This is a genomic window from Paenibacillus sinopodophylli, assembly GCF_005930355.1.
Lineage (GTDB): Bacteria > Bacillota > Bacilli > Paenibacillales > Paenibacillaceae > Pristimantibacillus > Pristimantibacillus sinopodophylli.
This window is the reverse complement of record NZ_VDBO01000003.1, coordinates 146,569-163,870: the sequence shown is the minus strand read 5'-3', so window position 1 is coordinate 163,870 and position 17,302 is coordinate 146,569. Positions and strand designations below refer to the sequence as shown.

Genomic DNA, 17,302 nt, shown 5'->3' with positions numbered 1-17,302 from the left:
GTAAGGAGGTGTCCATTGCGATGATAAAATATGTTTTCAAGAAGTTTGTGTCAATGCTTCTATCGTTGTTTGTTCTTGCCACAGCTACTTTTTTTCTTATGAAAATCATTCCCGGCGATCCCTTTATGAGGGAAAAAGCGATACCGGAAAAGATTAGAGAGCATCTCTTTGCTGTGTACGGACTTGATCAGCCTATCTGGAAGCAATATTTGATGTACTTGAACAATCTGCTGCATGGCGATTTGGGTATGTCCATGAAGCAGCAGTATATGTCTGTAACACGAATCATTAAGGAAACCTTTATTTATTCGGCTCAAATTGGACTATTTGCCGTCTTCGTATCTCTGGCGGTAGGCCTAATTCTTGGCATTGTCGCTGCGCTTAACCATCGGAAGTGGCTTGATAGCGTAACGATTATCATTGCGGTGCTTGGGGTATCTATTCCAAACTTTCTTGCTGCGTCTATCTTGCAATATGTGTTCGGAAGCAAGCTGCAATGGCTTAGCGTATCCGGTCTCAATGACCCGACCGACTTCATTATGCCTGTGCTTGCACTCTCGTTCCTGCCTGCGGCATTCATAGCGCGTCTGACACGTTCGACGATGCTGGAAGTATTATCTGCTGATTATATTAAGACCGCCCGCGCCAAAGGGTTAAGCGGACGCGTCATCTTGGTACGTCATGCGCTTCGCAACGCTATTCTGCCCGTGGTTACGTATATCGGACCAATGACTGCGAATATTATTACCGGATCTGTCGTCGTTGAACAAATATTCGGAATCGGTGGAATCGGCAGATATTTCGTTCAAAGTATTACTAACCGTGACTATACGCTCATAATGGGGCTTACTTTATTTTATGGCATTATCCTAATGGCGGCGCGGTTTCTGACTGACATTGCCTACGGTTTTGTCGATCCTCGTATTAAGCTTTCAAGAGGAGGGGGCAAGTGATGAAGGACAACGCCTTTACACCAGATCAATTCACGAAGCTGAATAAAGACGAGAAGCATACGGAAGTTGTCGTTCGTGAGAGTATTTCCGCTTGGAAGGATGCATGGCTGCGGTTATGCTCGAATAAAATCGCGATGATCAGCCTTATTATTTTGGTTATCGTCGCGCTGATGGCGATTTTTGGACCGATGATATCGGAGCAGGACTATCGCACCAATCACTTGAAAGAGAAAAATCTTGGACCGAATGCGACGTATTGGTTCGGTACGGATGATCTTGGCCGCGATCTCTTCACGCGTACTTGGATGGGCGCGGGCATTTCCTTGCAGGTAGGTATTTATGCGGCGCTTGCAGACTTGGTTCTAGGCGTTATTATTGGCGGAATCATGGGTTATTTCGGCGGGCGCGTAGATGAGATCTTAAACCGTTTCTGTGAAATTATTTACTCGATTCCAAGCATGCTTATTATTATTCTGCTTATCGTTATTTTCAAGCCGAGCATGCTCACCATAGTCGTTGCACTCAGTATCACAGGCTGGGTGAGTATGGCATGGATTGTTCGAGGCCAGATCATGCAGCTCAAAAATCAAGAATATGTTATGGCTGCCCAAGCACTGGGGGCAAGCACGGCTCGGATTCTATTCCGTCATCTGATTCCGAATGCAATGGGGCCAATTATCGTAACGTTGACCTTGACTGTACCGAGTGCGATCTTCGCGGAAGCTTTTTTAAGTTTTCTTGGTCTTGGTGTCCAGTCTCCGGCAGCATCACTCGGTACGATGATCAACGATGCGCTCAAAGCGTGGACGCTGTATCCGTGGAGAATGATCTTCCCTGCTGCGGTCATCAGTATTACAATGCTTTGCTTTAATATTTTTGGTGACGGCCTAAGAGATGCGCTTGATCCGAAAATGAAAAAGTAGGAGGTGACAAGGATGGAGAAATTACTTGAAGTTAAAGATTTACGTGTTCATTTCAAAGTTCGCGGCGGGATCGTGAAGGCGGTTCGCGGCGTTAACTTTCATGTAAATAAAGGCGAGGCAGTAGCAATTGTAGGGGAATCTGGCTGTGGCAAAAGTGTTACCGCACAGTCGCTTATGCGGCTGATTCCATCTCCTCCGGCTGAGACCAGCGGATCGATTATGTTCAAAGACAAAGAGATTCTGAAATTGACGGATCATCAGATGGAGGACATTCGCGGTAAAGAGATGGGCATGATCTTCCAAGATCCGATGACCTCGCTAAATCCAACGCTGACTATTGGCCGTCAGATTACAGAGGGCCTGATTAAGCATCAAGGCATTAGTGGTTCGAAAGCAACCGAACGTGCGGTCGAAATGTTGAATTTGGTCGGCATTCCTAACGCGTCGTCGCGGGTGGATCAATATCCGCATCAGTTCTCTGGCGGTATGCGCCAGCGGGCGATGATTGCAATTGCGCTTGCGTGCAACCCGTCGCTGCTCATCGCTGATGAGCCAACTACTGCACTCGACGTGACGATTCAAGCGCAAATTATGCGTGTTATGAAGGACTTGCAGCAGAAGCTTGGCACTTCTATTATTCTTATTACTCATGATTTAGGTGTTGTAGCCGACATGTGTGACCGCGTAATTGTCATGTATGCGGGTAAAGTGGTGGAAACGGGTACGAAATGGGAAATATTCAAAAACCCTAAGCATCCGTATACCAAAGGGCTTCTTCGCTCGCTGCCGCGTCTTGATCAGAAGAAGGAAGAGCCGCTTGTTCCGATATACGGAATGCCGCCGGATTTGATCAAACCCCCTGTGGGCTGCAGCTTCTGCGCCCGTTGTGACGATGCGATGCGAGTATGCGTCGATAATGATCCTGAGCTGCTCCCGGTAGACGGGAATGAATCGCATGCTTCAGCATGCTGGCTCGCACACCCTTATGCAAATCGGGAGGTGTCTGTATGAGCGCGCCATTAATCGAAATTAACAACCTGCGCAAGTTTTTCAACTTGGGCGGGGGGGCGACACTTCGTGCCGTCAATGAGATTACCTTCTCCATTCAAAAAGGGGAAACGGTCGGTGTCGTAGGCGAGTCCGGCTGTGGGAAATCTACGGCAGGCCGTACGATTATGCGGCTGTATGAGCCAACTAGCGGCGGCGTAACCTTTGATGGACAAGATATTTATAAGCTCAAGGGTGCTGGTCTCAAAGCATTGAGACGTGACATGCAGATGATCTTCCAAGACCCGTACGCATCCCTCAATCCGCGTATGACGGTTATGGATATTATCGGTGAGGCATTAGATATCCACAAGCTTGTCTCAAGCAAGAAAGAGCGCAAGCATCGCGTGGAGCACCTGCTTGATGTGGTGGGTCTGAACCCTGACCATGCTACTCGTTATCCGCATGAGTTCTCCGGCGGTCAGCGGCAGCGTATCGGGATTGCTCGCGCACTAGCAGTGGATCCGCGGTTCATTATTGCGGATGAGCCGATCTCCGCGCTTGACGTATCCATTCAAGCACAGGTTGTGAACCTGATGCAGGATTTGCAGCGCAAAATGGGTCTCACCTATTTGTTCATCGCACATGATCTGTCGATGGTTAAGCATATCAGCGACCGCGTCGCGGTTATGTATTTGGGGAAAATCGTTGAGCTTGCAGAGAGCAGCGAACTTTATGCAAGCCCTGCGCATCCCTATACGCGGGCTCTGTTGTCGGCTATCCCAATTCCTGATCCGGAGGTTGAGGAAAACCGTGAGCGAATTGTATTGACCGGCGATTTGCCGAGTCCTATTAATCCGCCAACTGGCTGTCAGTTCCATACGCGCTGCCCGATCGCTACCGAGAAATGTAAGGTAGACGAGCCAGCACTGCTTGAAGTGCGTAAAGGTCATTTTGCCGCTTGTCACTATGCATCCGTGTAGGATGAGAGGGTTCTACACGTGTATTAGCCGCGTAAAATACGGTAATAATTATAGGTCAGAGAGCAGCAGATTGAGCTGTCTCTGGCCTTTTTGGCGTTAATGTGCAGCAGTTAGGACGTTTACTAGGAAAGGGTCATTAAATTTTGTCCACAGGGGGGATTAGCTTTTTTGATAGTTATACACAGTCGTATCAACAGATTGTGGACAAATGTGGACGGGTTGGGGATATGTCTGTGAATAGTTGAAAGTAATCACAAAATAATCAAATAACTTGAGCTCTGGTTTAGTATAAAATCCTTTCATACAGAAGGTGTAAGCCTGTGAGCAAACAACTGTGTTAATATATGGGTACGACAACATGCATAGGAGGCTGAAATGGCTAAAATTGTCCTGATCTTATTCCTTGTAGCAATCCTTTTTATTGTAATTAGAGCATTTGTAAGAGCAAATATGTCGATGAGGCGCAGCCAATCATCCCGAGGAGGAAGAACCTCGATCGGCAGAACGAATGTATTCGTTCCATGGCCAAGCGCTGAAGTGCCTTTAGCTTTAGGGGTTCCATATGGTCATCCCGCTAGAGGAGCGGCAGAGCGTTTGGAGGCTTCGCTTAGCTTGTTTTTTGAGAGCCGCGTTAAGGATCGTGTATTAAAGGAATTTCCGAGAATGTCAGATAAAGAATGGGCATGGACTTGGTTTGAGATGAAACGTTACTTCTTCATGTGCGGAATCATGCGAAGCATTCCGATGTACAGCAAGCAAGTGGATACCGTGTGGCATGAGATGCTTATGTTTACACGGGAGTATGAAGAGTTCTGCATAAGCTTCTGCGGCGAGATGATCCATCACGCCCCGCATGCGCCGGGAGCTGCGCCGCAGCCGGGTGAGCGTGCGCTGTTCGATTGGCTATATGGTGAGCTATTTGCGCAGGCGCCCGCAAGCGGCAGGCTGTGGGGAGCATTCTATCGAACAAGTATGTCTGTGCATAAGCTCGATGAGATAAAAGAATTCAGTAAGGAAACGCTGCGTTCGCAGTGGTTCAACACAAAGGCTTCCTCGCGGTTTGCTGATTTGAGCGAAACGATCGATTATTTGATTGATCGCGCTAAGTCGCAGTTAGTAGAAGCAGGCAGCGGTCGCAACGAGATTGGCAATAATGGAAGAAGCTACGGATACGATCCGGTTCTAGGGGCGACAGGATTGCTATCTGGTATGCTGATCTACCATTCCATTACGAACCCCAATGATTTCACACGGCAGATGGACCAAGCTCAAAGTGAGGAGCAGCGCAAAGCGAATGGCAGCGGAGATTCAACATATGGCTGCAGCGGCTCGTCAGATAACGGCAGGGATCATTCGGATGGCGGTGACAGCGGCGGCTCTGGCGGGGATAGCGGAGGGGACAGTGGCGGCGGCTCCTGCGGGTCGTCATGCGGCGGTGGCTGCAGCAGCAGCTAACGACATACTTATAGCTTATTATGAAATGCTGGCGCCATTCCGATGCAGAGGTGCCTGTTTGCAAAACACAAGATGCAACGGCTTGTTTACAATGCTATAATATACGGGATTGTGTCAGGATTAGACTAGAACAATAACAACAATGTACGGGAGGAATACCGTTCCATGAGCAAATTAATCATTTGCGACCATCCTTTAATTCAGCATAAGCTGACTTTTATTCGGAATAAAGAAACGAATACCAAAGATTTTCGGGAATTGGTTGATGAAGTTGCCACATTAATGTCATACGAAATTACGAGAGATATTCCGCTCGATACGATTAAGGTGCAGACGCCTGTCGCAGAGACGGAAGCTAAGGTCGTTTCAGGAAGAATGCTGGGGCTTGTTCCCATTCTGCGTGCGGGACTTGGCATGGTGGACGGAATCTTGAAGCTTATTCCATCCGCAAAGGTAGGACATATTGGTTTAGCCCGCGATCACGTGACGCTGCAGCCTAAGGAGTACTATATTAATCTGCCAACCGACGCGCCTAATCGCCTGCTTATTGTCATTGATCCCATGCTTGCAACTGGCGGCTCAGCTATAGCAGCTATTCAATCTTTGAAAAACCATAAATGTGACCAAATCAAGCTTATGTGTTTGATTGCAGCGCCTGAAGGCGTGAAGGCCGTACAAGAAGCGCATCCGGATGTTGATATCTATATCGCTGCTTTGGATGATCATCTTAATGAAAAAGGTTATATTGTTCCTGGTTTGGGAGATGCCGGTGACCGCATGTTCGGAACTAATTAGTTCATTGCGGCATGAATTGATAATAGGAGTGAAAGATTTTGTCTAAACTGAAGGTAATGACTATATTCGGAACGCGTCCCGAAGCCGTCAAGATGGCCCCGCTTGTACTTGAACTGCAGAAGCGCGAGGATGAAATCGAATCAATCGTATGCGTAACCGCCCAGCATCGCCAAATGCTGGATCAGGTTCTTGATTTTTTCGAGATTCATCCAAACTATGATTTGAATGTCATGAAGGATCGCCAGACGCTTACGGAGACGACTGTCCGTGTGCTGGAAGGACTGGACCCTGTGCTCGCGCAAGCAAAACCGGATATCGTGCTTGTCCATGGCGACACGCAGACGACGTTCCTAGCGAGCTATGCCTCGTTTCTCAAGCAAATCCAGGTTGGTCATGTCGAAGCAGGGCTTCGCACTTGGAATAAACTATCTCCATACCCGGAGGAAATGAACCGGCAGCTTGCTGGCGTGCTCTCTGACGTGCACTTTGCCCCGACTGAATGGTCGGCGAACAATTTGCGCAAGGAAAACAAGTCGGATGCTGCTATTTATGTGACCGGAAACACGGCTACAGACGTATTTCAATACACAGTAGACGAGTCCTTCTCGCATCCAGTCATCGATTGGGCAAAAGGGAAAAGGATGATCCTTATGACGGCTCACCGCCGGGAAGCGCTGGGCGAGCCGCATCGTAACATATTCCGTGCGGTTAAGCGGATTGCCGATGAGCATGAGGATGTTGTTGTTGTATATGCAGTGCACCCGAACCCTGCTGTGCGTGAGCCAGCGAATGAAATTCTCGGCGACCACCCGCGTATTCGTTTGATTGAACCGCTTGATGTTTTTGAATTCCATAATTTTTACCCGCATGCGCATATGATTATGACGGATTCGGGCGGCTTGCAGGAGGAGGCTCCTTCCTTTGGCGTACCGACGTTAGTACTTCGAGATACGACAGAGCGTCCGGAAGGTATTGAAGCTGGAACGCTTGAACTCGTTGGAACGGATGAAGAGCTTGTTTACAGCCGTGCTAAGGCACTGTTGACCGATTCTCAGCTATATGCGCGGATGAGCCAATCGGCGAATCCATACGGCGATGGGCATGCTTCGGAGCGGATTGTAGATGCGATTTTGCATCATTTTGGAAGGCTGAAGGAGCGTCCAGATTCGTTCACACAACGTTCATAGATTGGACTTAGGCAGTAACCTGAACGGCGAATGTACAGCATACAGTAGTACTGTACGGTTTTTGGGGGTCGCAATACCTTATGTATCAAGGGTTTTGGACGATCGCTTCACCGAAAATTCGTAGTTAATTCAATTGACAAACGTGTTGCGGCTTGGATAAAATAAATGAGGATTGACAGGGGTATGAACCATGAATAAAAAGGACAGAAGGGACAATCCGCTGTTCGCTGCTGGACTAGTGGGCGCGCTCGGAGTGCAAGTCGCTGTATGTATCTTTTTAGGCTATTGGCTCGGCTCAGCTCTCGGCACCCGTTTCGGTGATGAGAAGAGTTGGATGCTCGGTGGCATACTGGTCGGTCTGGCTGTCGGACTACTCTCAGCCATTCTGCTTGTTAAGAAGGTTATGGAGGAAGCCGATGGATAAAATAATGAAGACAGCATTACGTACGCTTGTTTATGCAATGGCGGTATGCCTAATTGTATGGGCTTTCCTTCCGGAATGGCGTACGGTGTCTCTCGGCCTTCTTGTGGGGTTGGCAGCAAGTTCTATGAATGCGTTTTTACTGAGGCGCAGAGTCGAAATGGTCACCCTAGGAGCAGCAGGGGTTGGGCCGCGCAAGAGAGGTCTTGGTCTTGGAAACCGTATTGCAACAGTGCTCTTGGTTGCCATGATCGCCTATCGTTTTCCGGAGGATCTGAACATGCCGGCCGCTTTAGCTGGCTGTATGGTCATGCCGTTTGTACTATTGGTATCAGCTTATATCCACAATAAACGACAATCTTAGCGGAAAGGGGTGAAAATTTTAGATGCATGAATTTCCGGTGATGCCACTGGGGCCGTTTAATATTGATATCTCGACCACAGTAGCTATTTTGGTTTCCGTCATTGTGACGTTCTTGATCGCGAAGCTGGCTGTTCGCAATCTTTCGGTGGACAACCCTTCGAAGATGCAGAACTTCTTGGAATGGGTTGTGGATTTCGTACAAAACTTTATTTCAAGCACAATGCCGGCGAACCGAGTCAAGCCCTTTGTTTCTCTAGGGATGACGCTCATTATGTTCATTTTCGTATCCAACCTGTTAGGCTTGCCTTTCGGTATCGTGACTGAAACTCACCATGTTTATGAGAATCTTGGTGTAACACAGGAACTGTTGGACGAGAAAGGCGGACATGTTGAGCTTGCTTGGTGGAAATCACCAACAGCTGACATTTCAGTAACTGCTGGTTTAGCGCTTATCGTATTCGTTATCGTCCATTTCCTTGGTCTGAGACTGAATCGAAAGCACTACTTGAAGCATTATTTCCATCCTTTTCCGGTCTTCTTGCCAGTCAACATCATTGAGACCATTTCGAAGCCGGTTACACTAGCGCTTCGGTTGTTCGCCAACATCTTCGCGGGTGAGGTGCTTATTGCAACGATCCTGATGCTTGGTTGGTACGGTACGCCGTTCCTTGCCGCATGGCAAGGCTTCAGTCTTTTCGTCGGTGGTATCCAAGCTTTCTTGTTCACAATTCTTACAATGGTGTATATCTCACAATCAGCTATACACGATGAAGAGCATTAATATCCGCTTTATGCCTCGGATGATTTATAAATACTGAGGTTAGCTATACAAACAAAAAACAACAATTTTTGAGGAGGATTTTAAAAATGGAATTATTAGCAGCAGCTTTGGCAGTAGGTTTGGGCGCAGTTGGCGCGGGCGTAGGTAACGGTATGATCGTTAGTAAAACAGTTGAAGGTATCGCTCGTCAGCCAGAACTTCAAGGTAAATTGCAAACAACAATGTTTATCGGTGTAGGTATCGTAGAAGTTGTGCCTATCATCGGCGTAGTTATCGGTTTCTTGGCTTTCTTCCAAGCCTAATAACTGACAATTGGCGGGGAAGGCCTTAGCCCTCTTCGCCTTCGTTATGATTATGACAATATTGTGGTGAGAAAGGAGCGGCATCTATGGGCTGGCATTGGGAATCGACAGTAATCGCGATGGTTGCGTTTGGTATTTTGTATTGGCTTCTAAGCAAGTATGCATTTGGTCCATTATTCGAAGTAATGGAGAAACGCAGACAGCTAGTGCTTGAACAGATGAATACAGCTGAGAGCAGCCGGAAAGCGGCCGAGCAGCAAATGGAAGAGCAGAAGGCTGCACTCCAGCAAGCTCGTAAGGAAGCTTATGAAATTATCGAGCAATCGAGAACGACGAGCTCGAAGCAAGCGGAAGAGATCGTTCAAACAGCGAAATCAGAAGCATCCCGTCTGAAAGACGATGCTCTCAAAGATATCGAAAGCGAGAAAAACAAAGCAATTGCAGCGCTTCGTACAGAAGTTGGCGGCATTTCCGTGAAAATCGCTTCGAAAATTATTGAGAAGCAAGTGGATGAGAAATCGCAAGAGCAATTGGTAGGTCAATACTTGAAAGAAGTTGGAAATAAATGAGCCGCGATGCGGTCGTAGCGAAGCGCTACGCAAAAGCATTGTTCGAGGTTGCTCAGAGTCAGAATGTCGTTTCCGAGGTTGAGGAGCAGCTTAAACTGATTGTGCAAGCACTTGAGCAAGACGCAGACATTCAAAAATTTCTTTCTCTTCCTAGCATTGATCCAGAAAAGAAGATTGCCGTGCTGAAAGCAGCATTCGGTGATCGTCTATCTGCACTCGTTCTTAACACGGTGCAAATCTTAATCTCTCGCCGCCGTCAGGATGCTATTGCTGAGGTATACGCAGCATACACCAAGGTAGCAGGAGACTCGCTTGGACAAGCCCATGCGACTGTTTATTCGGCACAAGCGCTTTCTGATGAAGAGCTTGCTGGTGTAGCGGCGCAGTTTGGACAAATAACTGGCAAGACGATTATTGCACAGCAAATCGTTGAGCCTTCCTTGCTCGGAGGCGTACAAGTACGCATCGGCGACCGCCTTTATGACGGCAGCTTGTCGGGCAAGCTGGAACGTTTACAAAAATCGTTTAAAATCTAATGCACGGTAGATAGGGGTGAACGAATTGAGTATCAGACCTGATGAAATCAGCACGCTGATTAAACAACAGATCGAACAATATAAATCCGAAATTCAAGTCGTGGATGTCGGCACCGTAATCAATGTCGGTGACGGTATCGCCCGCGTACACGGTTTGGAAAATGCGATGCAAGGCGAATTGCTCGAATTCTCCAACGGTGTTGTCGGTATGGCTTTGAACTTGGAAGAAAGCAATGTCGGTGTCGTTATCCTAGGACCATACACGGATATCCGCGAAGGCGATCAAGTGAAACGTACAGGACGCATTATGGAAGTACCTGTCGGCGATGAGCTTCTTGGCCGCGTCGTAAACCCGCTTGGTCAACCGCTTGACGGCAAAGGACCAATCAACACTACTCAATTCCGCGCAATTGAATCCGCTGCACCAGGCGTTATCGACCGTAAATCGGTTCATGAGCCTATGCAAACAGGAATCAAAGCGATTGACGCGATGGTACCAGTAGGCCGCGGACAACGTGAGCTTATTATCGGTGACCGTCAAACAGGTAAAACAGCGATTGCAATCGATGCAATCATCAACCAAAAAGGCAACGGCGTAAAATGTATTTACGTTGCTGTAGGCCAAAAACAATCCACTGTTGCTAACGTTGTTGAAACGCTTCGCCGTCACGGCGCGCTTGAGTACACAATCGTAGTAACAGCTGGTGCTTCTGAGCCTGCTCCATTGTTGTTCCTAGCTCCTTACGCGGGCTGCACAATGGGTGAGTACTTCATGTACAAAGGCGAGCATGTTCTCGTTATTTATGATGATCTATCGAAACAAGCAGCAGCGTACCGTGAGCTTTCACTCTTGCTTCGTCGTCCACCGGGTCGTGAAGCATACCCTGGTGACGTTTTCTACTTGCACTCCCGTTTGCTTGAGCGTGCAGCTAAGCTTAGCGATGCAAGAGGCGGCGGTTCAATGACGGCATTGCCATTCATTGAGACACAAGCATCCGACGTATCAGCTTACATTCCTACGAACGTAATCTCGATTACAGATGGTCAAATTTTCCTTGAAGCAGATCTGTTCTACTCGGGTCAACGTCCAGCGGTTAACGTTGGTATCTCTGTATCCCGTGTCGGCGGTTCCGCACAAATCAAAGCGATGAAGAAGGTTGCTGGTACACTCCGTCTTGACCTTGCGGCATACCGTGAACTCCAAGCGTTCTCGCAATTCGGCTCTGACCTTGATAAATCAACGCTGGCTCGTCTTAACCGGGGTGCCCGCACAATGGAAATTCTCAAACAAGACGTTAATAAGCCGATGCCGGTTGAAAAGCAAGTTATTTCAATCTTCTCTGCTGTTAAAGGTCACTTGGATGAAATTCCAGTTGGTGATATCCTTCGCTTCGAGAAAGAGTTCCACGCGTATTTGGATTCGAACAGCCCTGAAATCGGCCAATCCATCCGTGACACGAAGGACATCGTTGCTGACAACGAGAGAGCTCTTGTTGACGCGCTCAATAAATTCAAGAAAAGCTTTGCCGTAACGGCATAAAAAATATATAGCCGAGGCCCGTTCGCATTTGTCCGGGCTTAGGCTGCTCTTACTCCACCAACACCAGGCTTTGGAGCAGGTCCAAAGCAACAAAGGCGGGTGAAACCAAATGGCAAAAGGTATGCGCGATATTAAGCGCGAAATCAAGAGTAAACAAAACACGAAGCAGATCACCAAAGCGATGGAGATGGTTGCCGCTTCTAGGCTTAGAAGAGCACAGGAGGCTGCGCAAGCAGCACGTCCTTATGCTGAGAAGCTAAAGGAAGTTGTAGCAAGCATCGCTGCTGGCACGAGGGATGTTAAACATCCGATGCTGGAGAATCGTCCGGTTAAGAGAACGGGTTATCTCGTTATCACTTCCGATCGTGGTCTTGCAGGCGGCTACAATGCGAATATTCTTCGTAAAGTAACGCAAACGATTCGTGAAAACCATAAATCTACTGATGAATATGCATTGTTCGTGATTGGACGGAAAGGCCGTGATTATTTCCGCCGTCGCAACATGCCAATCGTCGAGGAAGTTATCGGCTTGCCGGATGCTCCTACGTTCGCTGATATTAAGTCAGTCGCTTATTCCGCAGTTAAAAATTTCTCGGAAGGCGCTTATGACGAGCTTTACTTGTATTACAACGAATTCGTTAATGCGATAACACAAGTTCCAACAGCGTTACGTTTGCTGCCGCTTGAAGAAGTAGGCGGGACTACAGCTGTAACGTCGTATGAATACGAGCCATCACCAGAAGGCGTGCTTGAGGTGCTGCTGCCTAAATATGCGGAAACGCTCATTTATAGCGCAGTTCTAGACGGCAAAGCGAGTGAGTTCGGCGCACGTATGACTGCCATGGGAAGCGCAACGAAAAATGCATCGAAAATCATTAACCAACTGACGCTCACTTACAATAGAGCGCGTCAAGCTGCGATTACGCAGGAAATTTCTGAAATCGTTGCAGGGGCAAACGCCCAATCTTAATATATGTTCTGCAAGGTGCAGGCACTTGCTATAAAGCTGACCTGCGTGCAGCAACAAGAAGGAACCAGGAGGGAAAACCATGAAAAAAGGACATGTTGTATCCGTCATGGGTCCGGTCGTAGACTTAGAGTTCGAACGCGGCAATTTGCCGGAGATTCTGAACGCTGTCAAAATCGAGCAAAAGGGCGAAGCAGGCGGCATTGATATTAACTTGACGCTTGAAGTTGCCGTTCACCTCGGAGACAATAAGGTACGTGCCGTAGCTATGAGTACGACAGACGGTCTTGTACGCGGTATGATCGCTGTAGATACTGGCGCAGCTATTACGATTCCTGTTGGCGCGCCAACACTTGGCCGTGTATTTAACGTACTTGGCCAACCAATCGATGAAGCTGGCGACGTGACTTCGAGCATCAATCTGCCGATTCACCGTGCAGCACCTGCGTTCGACGAATTGTCCACGCAAGCGGAAATTCTTGAAACAGGCATCAAAGTTATCGATCTACTCGCACCATACGCAAAAGGCGGTAAAATCGGCCTCTTCGGCGGCGCCGGCGTAGGTAAAACGGTAACGATTCAAGAGCTTATCAATAACATCGCGCAAGAGCACGGCGGTATCTCCGTATTCGCAGGTGTAGGTGAGCGTACTCGTGAAGGTAATGACCTTTACCACGAGATGAAGGATTCCGGCGTACTAAGCAAAACAGCGATGGTATTCGGTCAAATGAATGAGCCGCCAGGCGCGCGTCAACGTGTTGCTTTGACTGGTTTGACAATGGCTGAGTATTTCCGTGACGAAGAAGGAAAAGACGTACTATTGTTCGTCGACAACATCTTCCGTTTCACGCAAGCAGGCTCCGAGGTTTCGGCCCTTCTAGGCCGTATGCCTTCCGCGGTAGGTTACCAGCCAACGCTGGCAACTGAAATGGGTCAATTGCAAGAGCGTATCACGTCTACGAAAAAAGGTTCTGTTACGTCGATCCAAGCGATCTACGTACCTGCCGATGACTATACGGATCCGGCTCCTGCAACGACGTTTGCCCACTTGGATGCGACAACTAACTTGGAGCGTAAAATCTCTGAGATGGGTATCTTCCCTGCGGTTGATCCACTAGCATCTTCATCGCGTATCCTTAGCCCATCTGTTCTGGGCGAAGAGCACTACAATGTAGCTCAAGGCGTTAAGAAAATTCTTCAACGCTACAAAGAGCTTCAAGATATTATCGCAATCCTTGGTATGGACGAGCTTAGCGAAGAAGATAAATTGACCGTGTCTCGTGCACGTAAAATTCAGCTTTTCCTATCTCAACCGTTCCACGTTGCTGAACCATTCACAGGCACGAAAGGTAAATACGTACCTGTTAAAGAATCCGTTCGCAGCTTTAAAGAAATTCTCGAGGGCAAACATGACGACCTTCCGGAAGAAGCTTTCCGATATGTTGGTGTGATTGAAGAAGCCGTGGAGAAAGCCAAAACGCTTCAATAGCGAAAGGCGGGAGGAATCCACATGAGTTCTTTTTTGGTAGAGATTGTAACACCAGAGCGTAAAGTGTATGCAGAGACAGCGAATATGGTAAGCGTAACAGGTGTTGAAGGTGAGCTCGGCATATTGCCGAACCATATTCCGCTTGTAACGCCACTTCGTATCGCGCCTGTTACCATCAAACGTGATAATAATAAAGTTGATATCGTAGCGGTTAATGGAGGCTTTATCGAAGTACGCAAGGATAAGATCGTTATTCTTGCTGAGAGCGCCGAGCTTGCGACCGATATTAACATTGAGCGTGCAGAAGCCGCTAAGCAGCGTGCCCAGCAGCGTCTAGCCGCTAAACAACAAGATCATGTCGATTTCCGCCGCGCAGAGCTTGCTTTGCAGCGTGCGATGAACCGTCTGAACATTAAGCATAAGTAAGTTCTTATGCTTAGAGTAAAACCTTAAAAGTGGCTGTACATGGGATTAAATGATCCCCCCTGTGCAGCCCTTTTTTTGTTTCAACTAATTCTCTAGAACGCTATAGTAGGAAATGCTAGGTATTCTTTCATCTACATGTATAGTTCTCACGTTAGGTTATGTCTAATATTCGTGTTTTGAGGCTTATTTGATGTTAGATATCCATGTAAAATAGATATTTCGACAAAAACTCTAATATTTTGTATGAAATCCCCAGTAATATATGTTAATATAATTAACATTAGAAATGATAGAGTTAGCAGGGGGAGAGTCATATGTTTGACTGGTTAGGTATGAAGGTAGGATTTCCACTCTGGGTATCGTGGCAATTGAACAAAAAGCTGAAGACGGATGTCGAACATAGCTTTGAAGGCATTGCCGAGACTCGTAAAGAGCTTCTTACAACATGGGCGGCAGATTATTGGACGCATTTAGATCGATTAAGCGAGCAAATGACAGCGGTATTCAGTCAGCCTGACCTTTCTTCTACTTCTACAGTGCAGTCACAAATAGAAAAACTATTTGAACGAACATATGCAAGAGCAATCGATGTCACAGAGTTATTTTTCTTAGATGATAAGCAGGCGGTCGTTCATTCGACTTATGCCGCTCATATCGGAAAGACTTATCAAGTGGTGAGCATTTTGTATAAGGGCCTTGCGTATATGAGAGAATCGAGCAGCCCGCGCAGATGCTTGTTCGGACCATTCAGTGACGCTATTACTTTGAAATTGGGGCCGCGATCCTCCTCCTTTCACGACAGTATGACTTTAATGTTCATGGTACCTATTTCGATGAATGGAAGTTTTGTGGGCACGCTATGCGGACGCATACCGAACGATGTATTAGGCGATTTGATTCAACGGGAGTCGGGTCATGTCTATCCTGATTCCGGAGATAACTATTTGTTTATGGCGAAGGCTGGTTTGAACACACAAATTGAACCAGGTACGGCATTATCACGCAGCCGCTTTGAGGACCGGACGTTTACGCATGGAGAAAATCTCAAGGACGGCGTAACGACCGATTGGGGTACGGTCTCGATTAAAGAGCATACAGAGCTTGAAATTATGTTCACCGATCCAGCTACAGGACAGCTGCACCCCGGCGTAGCGAATACGATTGCTAATGGAAGTAATTTATTTGCCCAATTTCCGGGCTATTCCGACTACAGGCACATATCTGTAATTGGCAAAGGAGTAACCTTCCAATTGCCGCATTGCCCAGACAAATGGGGGATGATGTGTGAAGGTGACTTGGAAGAGGTGTATCGGATTCGAAGCGTCGGTTGGAGGCAACGGAAGCAGCAGCTTATATCGGCAGCAAGTTTAAGCATTTTGACAGCGCTGTTAATTGTATTCATCGCAGCAAGTGCGCCTGTATGGGTGACGGCTGTTGCAGCCGGCATGTTTAATCTTTTATTTGGATTAATAGTCAGCGGCGCGTTCCAGAAGAAAGAATCTGATCGAGTCGTATCCCATATGCGGCGAATCAACAGCTTTATTCGAATGAATGCTGAAGGCAAAGGCGATCTAACGCAAAGACTAGCGCTTGATGAGTTTGATAATGATGAGTCCAAAGAGCTTGCGAAATGGATTAATAATATGATTGATTCCTTAGAAGGCATCATGCTTCAGGTAAGGTTAGCTTCATCTGATGTATTGTCCAGTCAGCATGTGCTTAATGAATCGGCAGCTGTAACTTCTGCTTCAACTGAGCGTGTAAGTGGTAAAGTGACTGATATGATCGGCAGTATCAGGCTGCAACTGAAGGATATCGATATGGCGAAGGATGCCGCAGGCGATATGCGGACGACATTGAAGCAGCTTGAGGAGCAAGCCGCTGAGCAGATAGCAGTCGCTAAGTCTGAGGTCGACCGTATAGGTGAAAAAATGCATCATATATCCGCCAAGGTGGGCGAGTCGAATCAAACGATTCACAAATTTATGGATACGGTAAAAGATATTCAAGGTGTACTGCATGTGATTGAGGAAATATCGGCACAAACGAACTTGCTTGCGCTTAATGCATCCATTGAGGCTGCTAGAGTCGGTGAACAAGGCAGAGGTTTTGCTGTCGTTGCATCTGAAATCCGCAAGCTTGCGGATTTGACCAAGAAATCGACCGAAGAGGTCCACGAGATTACTCGTCATATCTACGATGAAGCGAAAGATGCTTACGCCTCCATGGATGAGGGAACGAGAGTGGTCGAGGAAGGCAATCAGCTCGTAGCAGCCGCCGCGAGTACGCTAGCGAATGCCCATGCCGAAGATTTACGGAAGACGCAGGTTGTGGATGAGGTCGTTTCGCTGATGGAGAAAATTGCACTCGTCAGCAGAGAAAATCGTAAGGTATCTTCGGATGTTGAGAGCAAGGTGCAGGAGTTGATTGGCGAGATGACGAATGTGCGCCAAACCTCTCAAAGTGTGGAGTCCATTACGAAGCTTCTGCAACAGTTGGTAGGTCAATTTAAACTGACAGAATCCCGAATTCGATAGTCTTCTATGAATGAAAAGCTGTATGCAACCGTCTAGAAACGGATGCATGCAGCTTTTTGGCGTTAAAGGCATTAAAGCTGCAATAGT

At 47.5% G+C, this 17,302-nt stretch carries 18 protein-coding genes; all 18 read left to right on the top strand.

Annotated elements, in window-relative coordinates; translation table 11 throughout:
* Positions 1 to 20 precede the first annotated feature (20 nt).
* The 18 genes from FGT79_RS15665 (at position 21) to FGT79_RS15580 (ending at position 17,215) form a co-directional block, all read left to right on the top strand.
* Positions 21 to 953: an ABC transporter permease gene (locus FGT79_RS15665; protein ID WP_138753763.1), complete on the top strand. Its 933-nt coding sequence runs from the start codon at positions 21 to 23 to the stop codon at positions 951 to 953.
* Positions 953 to 1,876: an ABC transporter permease gene (locus FGT79_RS15660; RefSeq protein WP_138754046.1), complete on the top strand. Its 924-nt coding sequence runs from the start codon at positions 953 to 955 to the stop codon at positions 1,874 to 1,876. Before FGT79_RS15665 ends, FGT79_RS15660 begins: the two co-directional genes overlap by 1 nt.
* A 12-nt stretch (positions 1,877 to 1,888) precedes the next feature.
* Positions 1,889 to 2,887, top strand: a complete 999-nt coding sequence (locus tag FGT79_RS15655; protein WP_138753762.1) for an ABC transporter ATP-binding protein — start codon at positions 1,889 to 1,891, stop codon at positions 2,885 to 2,887.
* Positions 2,884 to 3,846 (top strand): ABC transporter ATP-binding protein, encoded by a 963-nt coding sequence (locus FGT79_RS15650; RefSeq protein ID WP_138753761.1) that lies wholly within the window; start codon positions 2,884 to 2,886, stop codon positions 3,844 to 3,846. The genes FGT79_RS15655 and FGT79_RS15650 overlap by 4 nt, the downstream gene beginning before the upstream one ends.
* A gap of 375 nt (positions 3,847 to 4,221) precedes the next feature.
* Positions 4,222 to 5,301: a glycine-rich domain-containing protein gene (locus FGT79_RS15645; protein ID WP_138753760.1), complete on the top strand. Its 1,080-nt coding sequence runs from the start codon at positions 4,222 to 4,224 to the stop codon at positions 5,299 to 5,301.
* A 165-nt stretch (positions 5,302 to 5,466) separates the two neighbouring features.
* Positions 5,467 to 6,096 (top strand): uracil phosphoribosyltransferase, encoded by a 630-nt coding sequence (gene upp / locus FGT79_RS15640; RefSeq protein WP_138753759.1) that lies wholly within the window; start codon positions 5,467 to 5,469, stop codon positions 6,094 to 6,096.
* Between the two features lie 38 nt (positions 6,097 to 6,134).
* On the top strand, positions 6,135 to 7,283 hold the full coding sequence (gene wecB / locus FGT79_RS15635; RefSeq protein WP_138753758.1) for a non-hydrolyzing UDP-N-acetylglucosamine 2-epimerase: 1,149 nt from the start codon (positions 6,135 to 6,137) through the stop codon (positions 7,281 to 7,283).
* A 190-nt stretch (positions 7,284 to 7,473) separates the two neighbouring features.
* Entirely contained in the window at positions 7,474 to 7,707 is a 234-nt protein-coding gene (locus FGT79_RS15630) for an AtpZ/AtpI family protein (protein WP_138753757.1), read from the top strand.
* Positions 7,700 to 8,068, top strand: a complete 369-nt coding sequence (locus FGT79_RS15625; protein WP_171056266.1) for an ATP synthase subunit I — start codon at positions 7,700 to 7,702, stop codon at positions 8,066 to 8,068. The genes FGT79_RS15630 and FGT79_RS15625 overlap by 8 nt, the downstream gene beginning before the upstream one ends.
* Positions 8,069 to 8,090: 22 nt before the next feature.
* Positions 8,091 to 8,849 (top strand): F0F1 ATP synthase subunit A, encoded by a 759-nt coding sequence (atpB, locus tag FGT79_RS15620; protein ID WP_138753755.1) that lies wholly within the window; start codon positions 8,091 to 8,093, stop codon positions 8,847 to 8,849.
* 86 nt (positions 8,850 to 8,935) lie between these two features.
* The gene (gene atpE / locus FGT79_RS15615) at positions 8,936 to 9,151 is read left to right on the top strand and encodes a F0F1 ATP synthase subunit C (RefSeq protein WP_053373757.1); all 216 of its coding nucleotides are present in this window, start codon (positions 8,936 to 8,938) and stop codon (positions 9,149 to 9,151) included.
* An 86-nt stretch (positions 9,152 to 9,237) separates the two neighbouring features.
* The gene (atpF, locus tag FGT79_RS15610; RefSeq protein ID WP_138753754.1) at positions 9,238 to 9,720 is read left to right on the top strand and encodes a F0F1 ATP synthase subunit B; all 483 of its coding nucleotides are present in this window, start codon (positions 9,238 to 9,240) and stop codon (positions 9,718 to 9,720) included.
* A complete protein-coding gene (locus FGT79_RS15605) occupies positions 9,717 to 10,256 on the top strand; it encodes a F0F1 ATP synthase subunit delta (protein WP_138753753.1) in 540 nt (179 codons plus the stop codon). Before atpF ends, FGT79_RS15605 begins: the two co-directional genes overlap by 4 nt.
* A 25-nt stretch (positions 10,257 to 10,281) precedes the next feature.
* Positions 10,282 to 11,796, top strand: coding sequence for a F0F1 ATP synthase subunit alpha (gene atpA, locus FGT79_RS15600; RefSeq protein ID WP_138753752.1), 1,515 nt, complete (start codon positions 10,282 to 10,284; stop codon positions 11,794 to 11,796).
* 109 nt (positions 11,797 to 11,905) lie between these two features.
* Positions 11,906 to 12,766: an ATP synthase F1 subunit gamma gene (atpG, locus tag FGT79_RS15595; protein WP_138753751.1), complete on the top strand. Its 861-nt coding sequence runs from the start codon at positions 11,906 to 11,908 to the stop codon at positions 12,764 to 12,766.
* A gap of 79 nt (positions 12,767 to 12,845) precedes the next feature.
* A complete protein-coding gene (gene atpD / locus FGT79_RS15590) occupies positions 12,846 to 14,252 on the top strand; it encodes a F0F1 ATP synthase subunit beta (protein ID WP_138753750.1) in 1,407 nt (468 codons plus the stop codon).
* A gap of 21 nt (positions 14,253 to 14,273) precedes the next feature.
* The gene (locus tag FGT79_RS15585; protein WP_138753749.1) at positions 14,274 to 14,678 is read left to right on the top strand and encodes a F0F1 ATP synthase subunit epsilon; all 405 of its coding nucleotides are present in this window, start codon (positions 14,274 to 14,276) and stop codon (positions 14,676 to 14,678) included.
* A 314-nt stretch (positions 14,679 to 14,992) separates the two neighbouring features.
* A complete protein-coding gene (locus FGT79_RS15580; RefSeq protein WP_138753748.1) occupies positions 14,993 to 17,215 on the top strand; it encodes a methyl-accepting chemotaxis protein in 2,223 nt (740 codons plus the stop codon).
* The last annotated feature ends 87 nt before the right edge of the window (positions 17,216 to 17,302 follow it).

Excerpts from the sequence above, each read along its gene's own strand:
- FGT79_RS15665 (WP_138753763.1), top strand. The coding sequence starts at position 21 with ATGATAAAATATGTTTTCAAGAAGTTTGTGTCAATGCTTCTATCGTTG.
- FGT79_RS15660 (WP_138754046.1), top strand. The coding sequence starts at position 953 with ATGAAGGACAACGCCTTTACACCAGATCAATTCACGAAGCTGAATAAA.
- FGT79_RS15655 (WP_138753762.1), top strand. The coding sequence starts at position 1,889 with ATGGAGAAATTACTTGAAGTTAAAGATTTACGTGTTCATTTCAAAGTT.
- FGT79_RS15650 (WP_138753761.1), top strand. The coding sequence starts at position 2,884 with ATGAGCGCGCCATTAATCGAAATTAACAACCTGCGCAAGTTTTTCAAC.
- FGT79_RS15645 (WP_138753760.1), top strand. The coding sequence starts at position 4,222 with ATGGCTAAAATTGTCCTGATCTTATTCCTTGTAGCAATCCTTTTTATT.
- upp (WP_138753759.1), top strand. The coding sequence starts at position 5,467 with ATGAGCAAATTAATCATTTGCGACCATCCTTTAATTCAGCATAAGCTG.
- FGT79_RS15630 (WP_138753757.1), top strand. The coding sequence starts at position 7,474 with ATGAATAAAAAGGACAGAAGGGACAATCCGCTGTTCGCTGCTGGACTA.
- FGT79_RS15625 (WP_171056266.1), top strand. The coding sequence starts at position 7,700 with ATGGATAAAATAATGAAGACAGCATTACGTACGCTTGTTTATGCAATG.
- atpB (WP_138753755.1), top strand. The coding sequence starts at position 8,091 with ATGCATGAATTTCCGGTGATGCCACTGGGGCCGTTTAATATTGATATC.
- atpE (WP_053373757.1), top strand. The coding sequence starts at position 8,936 with ATGGAATTATTAGCAGCAGCTTTGGCAGTAGGTTTGGGCGCAGTTGGC.
- atpF (WP_138753754.1), top strand. The coding sequence starts at position 9,238 with ATGGGCTGGCATTGGGAATCGACAGTAATCGCGATGGTTGCGTTTGGT.
- FGT79_RS15605 (WP_138753753.1), top strand. The coding sequence starts at position 9,717 with ATGAGCCGCGATGCGGTCGTAGCGAAGCGCTACGCAAAAGCATTGTTC.
- atpG (WP_138753751.1), top strand. The coding sequence starts at position 11,906 with ATGGCAAAAGGTATGCGCGATATTAAGCGCGAAATCAAGAGTAAACAA.
- atpD (WP_138753750.1), top strand. The coding sequence starts at position 12,846 with ATGAAAAAAGGACATGTTGTATCCGTCATGGGTCCGGTCGTAGACTTA.
- FGT79_RS15585 (WP_138753749.1), top strand. The coding sequence starts at position 14,274 with ATGAGTTCTTTTTTGGTAGAGATTGTAACACCAGAGCGTAAAGTGTAT.
- FGT79_RS15580 (WP_138753748.1), top strand. The coding sequence starts at position 14,993 with ATGTTTGACTGGTTAGGTATGAAGGTAGGATTTCCACTCTGGGTATCG.